The organism is Proteocatella sp. QWL-06, assembly GCF_058684135.1.
The window spans coordinates 1,683,799-1,695,792 of sequence record NZ_CM178755.1 but is presented as its reverse complement, the minus strand read 5'-3'; the positions used below and the strand labels follow the sequence as shown (position 1 = coordinate 1,695,792).

Genomic DNA, 11,994 nt, shown 5'->3' with positions numbered 1-11,994 from the left:
TAAGGAGTGAGATGTCATGAAAAAACACAGAAAGACTATCATAATAACCAGCATAGTCACATTGATGCCGATAATTGCAGGGCTTCTGCTTTGGGACAGGATGCCGGACAGAATCGTTACACACTGGGGAAGCGATAATGTCCCAGATGGATGGAGCAGCAAGTCATTTGCTGTATTTGGAATACCTGCGATGCTTCTTGCTATCCAGTTCCTGATGATATTCATAACGCTTAATGATCCAAAGAAGAAAAACATAGGAGACAGGATGCTTGACATGGTATTCTGGATAATTCCGCTTACATCATTGGTGGCTTGTCTTTCGACATATGGGATAGCTGCCGGATATGATATAAACATAGGATTTGTTATGAACCTGCTTGTGGGAGTTATTTTTATAATCATCGGTATCTTCCTGCCATCGATAAAGCAGAATTATACAGTTGGAATAAGGCTTCCGTGGACTCTCCACAGCGAGGAGAACTGGAACAGGACAAGCCGATTATCAGGCCGCCTGTGGGTGGCTGGAGGGATATGCATGATTGTAAACTCGTATTTTCAGTCAGAAGTAATTCTTTTTGCAGTAATAATAATAATTACTGTAATTCCGACGGTATATTCCTACTTGCTTTTCAAAAAGAACATTTAAAAAATCTGGAGGGCTGAATAAAGCTGACACCCAATAAGGAAGTATCAAGGAACATTCAGATTGGGCAGTCGGCAAGCGGAATGTGACAATAAAAGACGGACTATCAGCTTTGCGCTGATAGTCCGTCTTTTGCGTTGAGTGGGAATGGCAAAGCCATAACACGCTCAACGGGGTTTCCAAAGGGGCACCCTTTGGCACACGACTTTGCGAAGCAAAGTGTAGTGTGTTATACGCTCTGTCAGCGTTGCCGTGAAAATACCGTTGCCGCCGGGGAGGGCAAGGGTGTTTGAAGCGGCAGGAAAGCGGGCGGGAATTTTCGGCAGGGGAAGCCGCAAATGACAGTCCGGTTTCATCAGCGGACAGGGCGTATATGAAATCCCTCGTCTACCGTCTGAACTTCGGGACAAGTTGGCCCGAAGTCCTCAACGGCTATCCAGAGGCGTTCCCCCTCTGGAACTCCCCCCACTCGCCGTGTGGCAGAGGTCCCCATGTGAAAGGACATGGGGACCTTGCGGTTTAGTGTGGGCTTCGGCTTATATCAATGGGCTTTTGCGGCATATGCTCCGCCGCTTCACTCTGTCCGCTATTCCACATTCCCATTGACAACGCCTTTCGCCTGTTCTTTGGAGGAGGCTGGGGGTGCGGGGGCAGAGCCACCGTAAAAACTAACGATTACTACCAATGTAGCGGAGCCGGTTTTGCCGTAAAATGGAGCAAGCGGCAACGGGGCAGGATTTTATCCTGTTCCCCGTTGTCGGTGGCGCAATGGTACGACAAAAATCCTGTCAGTCAAGGGTTTAAGAGTGGAGATTTTGCGTCAGCAAAATACTACTCGTCCCTTGACCGGTTGGATAGGCGTAGCGACCCAGACTACAAGCAGGCTTCATTTTATGCCGCCATTGTTAATTAACAGGTTGCTGCTTCTATCAATTTGAACGATTTTTCGCTACAATTTATTTCTGCCATTATTCCATAAGGAAGTGTGCAAATAGGCGCAGTATGTCCAAAGTTCATATTATACAGTATTGGTAAATCATAGCGTCCAGCTTCTTTTCCAACTACCCGCATAAGAACATCTTTATATTCGCTATAATGTTTTTCATCTTTGGGTTTACCAAAGATGATGCCGCCAATTTCATCAAACAACCCTTGCGCTGTCATTCCACGAAGCAGGTATTTCAAGCTGTTTGGGGACGGATATTCTTCTGATGTTTCGAGAAACAGGATACTGTTTTTCCATTGGGTTTTATTCGGCCAGATTTCTGTCCCAACAATCATTGGAAACACGTCCACACAGCCGCCAATAAGCCTCCCCTTCACAACTCCATTCCCCTGCAATAATTCATATCCTTTGTTGTCTGGCAACATGGTGCGAAATATCGTGTTGTTTTCTGGATTTGCCCAGTCTAAAAATTCTGACGTCCATTGCGGACTGGGAAGAATGGTGACTGTATCATGTTTTTCAAACAATACTTTTTTAAGGTATTCCTTTGTATAGTTGTGCATTGAACCATTTTCAGCAAATTCAGCAAATACGCATGGGCCATAAAACGAGGTTATTCCAGCTTTATACATCATGAAATGGTTGACTGTAGTGTCAGAATATCCCACGAATATTTTAGGATTTTTTCGTAAAATCTCAAAATCAATAAAAGGTAAAAGGCGAATTGTATCATCACCGCCAATCATAGAAATGACAGCTTTTATACTGGCATCCATAAAGGCATCCATTAAATCCTTTGCTCTCAACTGTGGATTTTCGTCAAGAAAATCAATCCCTTTCATAGAATTAGGCATAATAACAACATTAAGCCCAAAGTCATTTTCGAGCCGTGATTTAGCAATTTCTACCCTGTGTGAAAATGTTTTTTCACCCGCAATACCAGAAGATAAGGAAACAAGAGCAACAGTATCCCCAGCCTGTAGTGTATTCGGTTTTATCATTTTATTTGCCCCTTTCATATAAAATATAGAGACTACTTTCGTTTCTTCCTGCCCAGCTTCTTGCCTTGCCCTTTCAAATGCCTGGACTTCCCCAGCACCCGCATCATCACTTCAAATTCAATCTCGGTCAGCTTGGTATAATCAATCCCAAGCCGCCGGCAATACAGGGCAACCTGTTTCTTCTGTGCGCTTCCCTCAATGCTGGAAACAAACTCCATGTCCTGCTTCAATTCCCGCACAAAATCGGTTTCCGGTGCGCTGGTGCTGTCCTGCTTATGGGCTTCCTTTATGCCCTGAATAATACCGTCCATATCGTCATGCACCACATGACGGAAATATTCGTCCTCGTTGATGTGTGCGGCGGTCAAGATACGGATATGGCGGTCATGCTCGCCGGAGCGGTATTTCTTTTCTATGGTGTCTCTCGCCAGATTGACATAGGCATTCAGGTTCTGCACCTGCATACTGGCGATACCGTCCACATAAATCTCAATGTCGGCTAACAGCTTTACAAAATCCCCATGCGCCGCCATTTCACAAAGAAGCCGGGTGTTGATTGCTCCGCTTTTCAATAGGTCTATCATGCCATCACTCAAACGCAGTTCCGCAAGGTCTGCGTTTGGGTGCTTTTTGTTTTCAGTCAACCCCAACAGGTAATCGGTGGACACGCCGTAGAATTTCGCCAGCGTCACAATGCTGGTGTGGCTGATGTCCTTGTAATCCTCTGTTTCATAGTTGCCCAAAGCGGATTTTGAAATGCCCGTCCGCTGTTCCAACTGCTCCAGCGTCAAACCATGCTCCACCCGTAAATCCTTTAACTTTTCCTGTATCGTCAAGGTCACATTCATAACCGTATCCTCCTTTCTCCGCTTCGGTTTTCTGCCTGTTCCCATTATACCATACCTTTCCACAAGCGTGGAATTTTTTCATTTTCGGCCCGTTTTCCAACCTTGTGGATATACGGGAAGGGCGGTCAAAAAAGTATACACTTGGGTTAGTTCATCGATGGACAGCACAAGTGAATGACCGTCCGAAAGGGATACCACCCGCAGGGGAAGCACCGCCACGAACCGCACTTCGGGTCAACTTGGCCCGAAGTGCCGGGGAGCGTGCCAATGCTGTAAAACGCCGCAGAAATGGGGCAGGAACGGCTTTCGGGAGAAACGGCAAAGGACAAAGAAAACGGAGGATACCCATGAGAGATAAACTGAAACCCATAGAACGCAGGCCGGACGGCTCCCTGCCCCGCATGACGCCGGGACAGCGCAGACGGGCCAACGCTCTCATTCGCCGGGAGTGCTGCAACTATGATAACGGCAACTGCCTTTTGCTGGACGATGGGGAGGAATGCGTCTGTGTCCAGAGCATTTCCTATTCTGTATGCTGCACATGGTTCCGCCATGCGGTTTTGCCGCTGGACAAGCCGCTGGAAACAGAGATTTTCCATAGCGGCGATGTGAAGCGGTGCGCTGTGTGCGGGGCGGTTTTCGTTCCCGGCTCCAACCGGGCGAAATACTGTGAAGCCTGTGCAAAGGAGATGCAAAGGAAGCAGAAGAACGCCAGCGGAAGGAAAAGACGGAACAAAGCAGACAGTTAAGGGCTGAAAAAGCCCGGTATGACAAGGTTTTTTGAAGCTGTTTCCGGGGTAGTGGTATGTTTGTACCTCCACCCCGGAAAACGGGCTTCTAACCGTCCACAGGGAGGAGGATTGATAGATTGCCGCAACACGCAATCTTACGCTTTGAAAAGCATAAGGGCAATCCGGCAAGGCCGCTGGAAGCCCATCACGAAAGACAAAAGGATAAATACGCCAGCAACCCGGATATTGATACCAGCCGGAGCAAGCACAATTTTCATATCGTAAAGCCGGAGGGACGCTATTACCACTTCATTCAAAACCGTATCGAACAGGCCGGGTGCAGGACACGCAAGGACAGCACCCGGTTTGTGGATACCCTGATAACCGCCAGCCCGGAATTTTTCAAGGGAAAATCCCCAAAGGAAACGGCGGCGTTCTTCCAGAGGGCGGCTGACTTCCTTACCCAGCGGGTAGGCCGGGACAATATCGTGTCGGCGGTGGTTCACATGGACGAGAGAACGCCCCATATGCACCTGACCTTTGTACCGCTGACAGAGGATAACCGGTTATCAGCCAAAGAGATTTTAGGAAACTGGGCCAGCCTTTCCCGGTGGCAGGACGATTTTCACGCCCATATGGTAAAGGCATACCCGGACTTGGAGCGTGGGGAAAGTGCCTTTCAGACAGACCGGAAGCATATCCCCACCCGGTTATTCAAACAAGCGGTTTCCCTTTCCAAACAGGCAAAGGCCATTGAAACGGCGCTGGATAATATCGGGCCGCTGAACGCCGGGAAGAAGAAAGAGGAAGCCCTCGCCCTGCTGAAAAAGTGGTTCCCCCAGATGGAGAATTTCAGCGGACAGCTTAAAAAGTACAAGGTTACGATAAATGACCTGTTGGAAGAAAACAAGAAGCTGGAAGCCCGGGCCAAAGCCAGCGAAACAGGCAAGCTGAAAGACACAATGGAACGGGCCAAACTGGAAAGCCAACTGCATAATATCCAGCGGCTTGTTGACCGTATCCCTACCGACATTCTGGAACAGGTGCGGCGGGAACAGAGAGGAAAAGCCTATACGAAAGACAATCAGCTTTAAGAAATATTGCACCTTGACAACCGAATATTGTAATTTTGAGAAAGGAATTTGAATGGAAAAAGACAAATCCCATATTCCCCAACCCCCGAAAAAAGAGATGCCGCCGCTGACGCTTCAGCGGCAGATCGGCGGCACCACATACATTGTGTCCTCCCGGTTCAATGAGCAGGCAAAGGAAGATATGGTCGCTAAAATGAAGCGGCTGATTTTAACCGACAGCCAGCATTGACAAAGGTGACAAAGACAGCCGGACACGGTATAATAATATCATACATTACCGTTTGTCCGGCTGTCCCCTTAAAAGGAGGACAACGCTATGAACAGACAGCCAGACATGATTACCGCCTTGTATTGCAGATTATCCCGTGACGATGAACTGCAAGGCGACAGCAACAGTATTGTAAATCAGAAGGAAATTCTAAAGAGATACGCCGAAGAAAACAATTTCCCCAACCCCCGCTTTTTCGTGGACGATGGATATTCCGGCACGAGCTTTGACCGCCCCGCCTATCAGGAAATGATGGCGCTTGTGGAGTACGGACAGGTAACGGCAATCATTGTGAAAGACCATTCCCGGCTTGGGCGCAACCGCCTTGTCATTGGACAGCTTTTAGAGGAAATTCTGGACGAACACAATGTACGCTATATCGCCGTGACCGACAACATTGACTCCCTCAAAGGGCTGGATGATATGGTGGCGGTGCGTGACCTGTTCAACGAGTGGTACGCAAGGGACACCAGTAAAAAAATCCGGGCTGTGTGGAGGGCAAAGAGCAACGCCGGAAAACGGCTGTGCTTCAATCCCCCGTATGGGTACATCAAAGACCCGGAGGACGGAGAACGCTGGCTGGTGGACGGAGAAGCCGCAAAGGTGGTGCAGAAGATTTTCAGCCTTTGTATTGCCGGGCTTGGGCCGTTGCAGATTGCAAAGCGTCTGCGGCAGGAACAGGTATCCACCCCCACCGCCTACAAGGTAGCCCACGGCAGGAGCGCCTCAAACGCCATACAGGCCGACCCGTACCAATGGGACAACAAAGTGGTATCCGCTATCTTGGAGCGCATGGAATATCTGGGCCATACGGTGAACTTCAAGTCCACAAAGAAGTCCTACAAGAGCAAAAAGAAAATACAGAACCCGCCGGAAAAGTGGCAGATTATCCGTGACACCCACCCCGCCATTATTGAACTGGCGCAATGGGACAGGGTGCAGGAACTTAGGAAGAACAAACGCCGCCCCACAAAGACGGGGAAGCACAATATGTTTTCCGGCCTTGTGGAATGTGCGGATTGCGGGGCGAAACTGTATTACTGCACCACCAACTATTTTGAGGAACGGCAAGACCATTTTGTATGCTCCAACTACAAGAGCAACACGGGTACTTGCTCCGCCCACTTTATCCGGACGGTGGTCTTGGAAAAACTGGTGCTGGAACACCTCGGGCGGACGGTTCAGTATGTGCGGGAGTACGAGGACGAATTTGTGAAGTCGATGGGGGAAAAATCGGCGGCTGACCGGAAAAAAGAAATCTCCGCAAAACGCCGGACGCTGGCACAGGCACAGCGGCGCATGGAAGAACTGGATAAGCTATTCCAGCGGATTTATGAGGACAATGTTTCCGGGAAAATCTCTGACGAACGATTTGAAAAGCTGTCCGGCGGGTATGAAGCCGAACAGAAAGATTTACAGGAAAAAGCTGACGCATTACAAGCGGAACTGACTGGGCAGGAGGAACAGGCTATGAGCCTTGACCGCTTTCTTGCTACGGTGAAAAAGTACACCGAAGTAAAGGAATTGACCCCCACCGTACTCAATGAGTTTGTGGAAAAAATCATTATCCACGCTCCCGACAAGAGCAGCGGGAAACGGGTACAGCAGGTGGAAATCCATTACAACTGTGTCGGTGTGATTGAACTGCCGGATATGAACGAAACAAACAGCAAAACGGCATAGTCAAAACTGACCATGCCGTATGCCGTACAAATACTTCTTTATTGGGGGCGCGCTAATTATCGGCACCTCTTTTTTTTGCGCATATTTTTTACACATATGTAAAAATAATTACAAAAATGATCATAAAAACACGCTGTTTTTCTATATACCTGCGCCTGTTTAATCTGCAAAAGCGCAATTAGCAAGTTTTCCAAAAATTGGCACAAAAATTGCATTTCATATGAGCGATGGTAATTTTACATACGTTTTTTAATGAATGTGCTCTCGGTATGCGTTATAGTGGCCTGCCTTACGACCTCGACAGGTCTCATGACAGTTATATATACCTAATGACGGAGTATGGAAGGGATCGGTACTCGCTGCGGCTGTATGCAACTTTTCTTCAGTTGGGCAGCTCAAACCGGGATATCATGCTGACTTCATAGTACTGGACAAAGATATATTCAGCATATCTCCAGAGGATATAGATAAAGTTTCAGTAGACGAGACGTTTATTGGAGGGGAAAAGATTTATAAAAGGGAAAATCAATAATTACATGCAAAATGCTTACAGGCAGTCAGTTGACTGCCTGTTTTTTTACATGTATCCCGCGGCCTCATCCCAGGTCATGTAAAAATGGATGCCGCCTGTAGAATCGGACCATCTGTCCTCGTTGTAGTTAGAAGCCACGGCCATCTCGCCAAGCCTGTACACGAAGTTGCTGTCAACATAGGAATAGGCTTCGGTGTAAAACTGAGACCTGTCGAGATTTGAAATCTCAAGCACCCGGGCCTTGCTGCATCTGCATGTATCTGAGGTTGCAGACGAACGCCCTGCATCCTTTGGGATGAGAAGCGTGACCATCCTCTGGTTGAAGCATTTCTTATATCCCTTGAAATATCCTGATTCAGGACACCTGAGTCTGAAATACTGAGTGCTTTCATCCGTGATTATTTTTTCGAGATTGGCACCCTCAAGCAGCGAAGTATAAAAATTGACGCCTCTTGCATCGCAGGAATATAGTATGCATTTTCGAAGGTTTGAGCCGGCAAAGCTGCTTCCTCTCAGATCTGAATATGAAAAATCAGTATCAATAAAAAGTGTGTTATCAAATATGCAGCTCTGGAGTATGGAACCTCTGAAGCTCACATTCCTTATGTCTGACCATGAAAAATCAATATTGGACAGATCCATCTGTTCAAGGCTCATGTCCTCGATACAGTAATCGCTTATTACTATTTTTCTGTATGAATTTCTGGTCCGGAGATCAAGTATAATATCAAGCAGTTCGTTTTTCTTAAGTACTTTCATGCTTATCACCTCAAAGACATTATACCCAAATTATAATTAATGAAATAGTATGATATAATATAATCAAATTTCGAAATATCTGAAATCAAACTTAAATTGATTTTTGCACAGGAGGGAGCATCATGATAAAGCCATCGGCACTTAAAAAAGGAGATGCAGTTGCCATAGTAAGTCTTTCGAGTGGAATGCTGGGAGAGGATTTTGCAAGGCATGAGCTTGAAATCGGACTTAGGAGGATAAGGGAGTTTGGCCTTGAGCCAGTTGTAATGCTAAATGCGCTGAGAGGGATGAAATACCTTCAGGAGCATCCGGAGGCGAGGGCTCAGGACCTAAAGGATGCTTATTACGATGAGCGAATAAAGGGTATAATATGTGCGATAGGAGGAGATGATACTTTCAGGCTCCTTCCGTATATAATGGATGATAATGATTTCATTTCCCATGCTAAGAAAAATCCAAAGCTGTTTACAGGATTTTCTGACACTACGATAAATCATCTGATGTTCTATAAGATGGGAATCACTACATTCTATGGCCCTAACTTTGTGTGCGACCTTGCTGAGCTCGATGATGAGATGCTTCCTTATACGAAGAGCTTCTTCTCAAAATATTTCGCAGCAGAAGACAGATACAGCATAGAATCAAGCGACATATGGTATGAGGAGCGCACGGATTTTTCGGAGAACTCCGTTGGAATACCAAGGATATCACATCCGGAAAAAAGAGGACACGAGATAATACAGGGAAGCGGAAAAGTAAGGGGAAGGCTGCTCGGCGGCTGCCTTGAGAGTTTTTATGATATCCTTACTGTAAACCGGTATGAAAATCAGAAGGCTATGTGCGAAAAATATGGCATATTTCCGGATCTAAGTGAATGGAGAGGAAAGATACTTTTTCTTGAAACCTGTGAAGAAAAGCCTGAGCCGGAAAAATTCAGAAAAGAGCTTTTTTCGCTTAAGGAAACAGGTATATTTGAAGAAGTTGCCGCAGTGATTTTTGGAAAACCGGCAGACGAGGCATTCTATGAAGAGTATAAGACGATAATCAAAGAAGTCATAGATGACGAAAGGCTGCCTGTGATGTACAATCTGAATTTTGGGCATGCTTATCCGAGATGCGTGATTCCTTATGGACTCGAGGCAGAGCTTGATTTTGATAAAAAGACTTTAGAAGTCGGAGAGTCATTATTCAGAGCATAAAAAAATTCCTTTCGTGCTCGCAAAGGGGTATTTTGCAGGCACGAAAGGAAGATGCGTGAAGGCGTTTTTAATATTAGAATTCCATTCTTCTGACTAGCACATTTTTTAGCTTGTTAAGCTCAGCTTCAAGTTCAGATACTTCATTGTCGGATCCGCTTACAAATTCGAGGATTATAAGTCCCTTGCTGCTGCACATGGTGCCGGCTGCCTCATGAAGTCCAAGTCTGGTCTTGATTATGCATCCGTGCTTTGTGAGAAGCTCCTGCACCCTTACTGCATCGCTGTCCCGGTCCTCAATCTGAATACCCATTATAATTCTCATAAGTTCTCCTCTCAGTCATATCACAAATATATCTGTTAATTTTTTACCCTTTGAAGTAGAGTATTAAACAAATTGTCATTACAATTTTGAGAGAATAATATGAATAAAAAAAATAAAAATGAAAATAACTATGTTGTTTCACATTCAATAGATCCAGTATATGACTCTAATTCAGAGATTCTTGTACTAGGGAGCTTTCCATCCGTAAAATCAAGGCAGCAGAAGTTTTTTTATGGGCATCCACAGAACCGATTCTGGAAAGTGCTTGCAGCCGTAATGCAAGAAGATGTCCCTGAAACAATAGAAGACAAAAAGGAATTCCTGATAAGAAACAGGATAGCTGTATGGGATGTAATAGACAGCTGCATTATAGATGGTTCGAGCGACAGCAGCATCAAAAACGTGGTTCCGTCAGATTTGGAAAAAATAATACTTAATACAAAGATAACGCATATATTTGCCAATGGAGCTACAGCAAGAAAACTTTATGAAAAACATCATGAAAAAAAACTGGGAATCAAGATAGAAGCATTGCCTTCAACCAGTCCTGCAAATGCGGCATATTCTCTTGAGAGGCTCATAAATGAATGGTCATCTTTAAAAAAGTTTCTAATTAAGTAATGGAGGTGCAGTCATGATTTACTATTTTTCAGGCACGGGCAATTCAAAATGGGTAGCCGAAAAAATCGCTGAAAAAACCGGAGATACTCTGGTAAATGTTGCAGGATATATAAACAATAACGAAGTATCTATTACAGTGAGAAAAGAAGAAACCGCAGGATTTGTATTTCCGGTATATGCATGGGCAGTACCAGACTTCTTCATGAAATTCATCAGGAGCATTAAAATCGAAGAGGGCGCTTTCTGCTTTGCAGTCTGTACCTGTGGAGACGAGGCAGGGCTTTCCATGAAAAAGCTGGCAAAAGAAATAAATCTCAATTCGGCGTATTCCATACGTATGCCAAACAGCTACATCATCGGATATGACGTGGATACAGCTCAGGATACCGCGAAGAAAATCGATGCCGCGAAAATAAAGCTTGAAGCACTCAGTGAAGATGTGATGAGCAGGAAAGCCGTGTGGGATGTGTTTGAGGGCTCGAATGCATTTCTGAAATCAAGCGTTGCGTCTGTAATGTTCAACAAATTCGGGAAAAACACAAAGCCATTTTCTGTAGATGGAACCTGCATTTCATGCGGTCTGTGTGAAAGAATATGCCCGACGCACAACATAAATCTCAAAGAAGGTATGCCAGTGTGGGGAGATGACTGCCTGATGTGCCTCGCATGCATAAACAGATGCCCCGAAAAATCTATTCAGTATGGAAATTCAACCAGGAATAAGGGAAGATATTACTTTAAGGAGCAGGAAGGATAATTATATGATTAGCGAATACCGAGAGATTGAGAATGAATATATAAATATATTTTCAGCGCATGAAAACTGCAGTGGATATGAAAGATTTTATGATGATAAGCTTCCTGGCATGTATGCCTTCAACTGCATCTTCATAAAGGAATCCACAGGAGAAGAGATCTGCAGGTTGCTGGCTGATAAGCTGAAGGAGTATAAGGACAGAAAGCAGGAATTTTTGAAAGTCCTGGTACATCCTGGGGTAATCGTGATGTCTACAAATCCGGGGATAACAACCTGGAGGCATATATAGCCTATTTTGATGGAGAGCCGGCCGGTAAATGCGAGCTTTTCATTCAGGATGGCTATGCCAAAATAGAAGATTTCGATGTCGTTAAAAAACATCAGAGAAAAGGCATAGGCACTACCATGCTGAGGAGCATGATTGAAGATGCTATAAGCAGAGAAGTCAGAAATATATACCTCATTGCAGATAAGGATGACACTCCCAGGGATATGTACTCGAGGCTCGGATTTGAAACAATTGGAGAAGAAATTGAATTATTCCGTGCATTGAATGGGTAGATATGAGATAATGTAAAAAGTGTACTTTA

Annotated in this window: 15 protein-coding genes; 11 read left to right on the top strand and 4 right to left on the bottom strand. The window is 45.4% G+C overall.

The annotated features are described in order from the left end of the window. Positions 1-16: 16 nt before the first annotated feature. Positions 17-646, top strand: a complete 630-nt coding sequence (locus tag AC4PGZ_RS08040; protein ID WP_492158115.1) for an SdpI family protein — start codon at positions 17-19, stop codon at positions 644-646. A gap of 906 nt (positions 647-1,552) precedes the next feature. Here AC4PGZ_RS08040 and AC4PGZ_RS08035 read toward each other — a convergent pair. Together AC4PGZ_RS08035 and AC4PGZ_RS08030 are read right to left on the bottom strand one after the other, a co-directional pair. Then, positions 1,553-2,590 carry a S66 family peptidase gene (locus AC4PGZ_RS08035; protein WP_492158114.1) on the bottom strand — a complete coding sequence of 346 codons (1,038 nt, stop codon included), beginning with the start codon at positions 2,588-2,590 and terminating at the stop codon, positions 1,553-1,555. 32 nt (positions 2,591-2,622) lie between these two features. Continuing rightward, on the bottom strand, positions 2,623-3,438 hold the full coding sequence (locus AC4PGZ_RS08030; protein ID WP_492158113.1) for a helix-turn-helix domain-containing protein: 816 nt from the start codon (positions 3,436-3,438) through the stop codon (positions 2,623-2,625). Positions 3,439-3,785: 347 nt separating this feature from the next. Between AC4PGZ_RS08030 and AC4PGZ_RS08025 the strand changes: the two genes are divergently transcribed. The 5 genes from AC4PGZ_RS08025 to AC4PGZ_RS08005 all read left to right on the top strand — a co-directional run bounded on the left by AC4PGZ_RS08025 (position 3,786) and on the right by AC4PGZ_RS08005 (position 7,746). Next, positions 3,786-4,187, top strand: coding sequence for a cysteine-rich VLP domain-containing protein (locus AC4PGZ_RS08025; protein WP_492158112.1), 402 nt, complete (start codon positions 3,786-3,788; stop codon positions 4,185-4,187). 119 nt (positions 4,188-4,306) lie between these two features. Next, the gene (gene mobV / locus AC4PGZ_RS08020) at positions 4,307-5,263 is read left to right on the top strand and encodes a MobV family relaxase (protein ID WP_492158111.1); all 957 of its coding nucleotides are present in this window, start codon (positions 4,307-4,309) and stop codon (positions 5,261-5,263) included. A gap of 52 nt (positions 5,264-5,315) precedes the next feature. Further along, positions 5,316-5,492, top strand: coding sequence for a transposon-encoded TnpW family protein (locus AC4PGZ_RS08015; protein WP_492158110.1), 177 nt, complete (start codon positions 5,316-5,318; stop codon positions 5,490-5,492). 87 nt (positions 5,493-5,579) lie between these two features. Continuing rightward, complete coding sequence (locus AC4PGZ_RS08010; RefSeq protein ID WP_492158109.1) at positions 5,580-7,214, top strand: DUF4368 domain-containing protein; 1,635 nt, start codon at positions 5,580-5,582, stop codon at positions 7,212-7,214. A gap of 322 nt (positions 7,215-7,536) precedes the next feature. Beyond that, the gene (locus AC4PGZ_RS08005) at positions 7,537-7,746 is read left to right on the top strand and encodes an amidohydrolase family protein (protein ID WP_492160258.1); all 210 of its coding nucleotides are present in this window, start codon (positions 7,537-7,539) and stop codon (positions 7,744-7,746) included. A 45-nt stretch (positions 7,747-7,791) separates the two neighbouring features. On the opposite strand, the gene AC4PGZ_RS08000 is transcribed toward AC4PGZ_RS08005, so the two are convergent. Then, the gene (locus AC4PGZ_RS08000; protein WP_492158108.1) at positions 7,792-8,505 is read right to left on the bottom strand and encodes a pentapeptide repeat-containing protein; all 714 of its coding nucleotides are present in this window, start codon (positions 8,503-8,505) and stop codon (positions 7,792-7,794) included. 122 nt (positions 8,506-8,627) lie between these two features. On the opposite strand from AC4PGZ_RS08000, the gene AC4PGZ_RS07995 reads away from it, so the two are divergent. Next, the gene (locus AC4PGZ_RS07995) at positions 8,628-9,704 is read left to right on the top strand and encodes a S66 family peptidase (protein WP_492158107.1); all 1,077 of its coding nucleotides are present in this window, start codon (positions 8,628-8,630) and stop codon (positions 9,702-9,704) included. A gap of 73 nt (positions 9,705-9,777) precedes the next feature. On the opposite strand, the gene AC4PGZ_RS07990 is transcribed toward AC4PGZ_RS07995, so the two are convergent. Then, complete coding sequence (locus AC4PGZ_RS07990) at positions 9,778-10,026, bottom strand: CPF_0552 family protein (RefSeq protein WP_492158106.1); 249 nt, start codon at positions 10,024-10,026, stop codon at positions 9,778-9,780. Between the two features lie 99 nt (positions 10,027-10,125). Between AC4PGZ_RS07990 and AC4PGZ_RS07985 the strand changes: the two genes are divergently transcribed. From AC4PGZ_RS07985 to AC4PGZ_RS07970, 4 genes are read left to right on the top strand one after another with little or no spacing between them, the layout of a single operon-like run. Further along, on the top strand, positions 10,126-10,647 hold the full coding sequence (locus AC4PGZ_RS07985; RefSeq protein ID WP_492158105.1) for a DNA-deoxyinosine glycosylase: 522 nt from the start codon (positions 10,126-10,128) through the stop codon (positions 10,645-10,647). A 13-nt stretch (positions 10,648-10,660) separates the two neighbouring features. Then, on the top strand, positions 10,661-11,404 hold the full coding sequence (locus AC4PGZ_RS07980) for an EFR1 family ferrodoxin (protein ID WP_492158104.1): 744 nt from the start codon (positions 10,661-10,663) through the stop codon (positions 11,402-11,404). A 4-nt stretch (positions 11,405-11,408) separates the two neighbouring features. Further along, a complete protein-coding gene (locus AC4PGZ_RS07975; protein WP_492158103.1) occupies positions 11,409-11,693 on the top strand; it encodes a hypothetical protein in 285 nt (94 codons plus the stop codon). After that, positions 11,615-11,965, top strand: coding sequence for a GNAT family N-acetyltransferase (locus tag AC4PGZ_RS07970; RefSeq protein ID WP_492160257.1), 351 nt, complete (start codon positions 11,615-11,617; stop codon positions 11,963-11,965). The genes AC4PGZ_RS07975 and AC4PGZ_RS07970 overlap by 79 nt, the downstream gene beginning before the upstream one ends. The last annotated feature ends 29 nt before the right edge of the window (positions 11,966-11,994 follow it).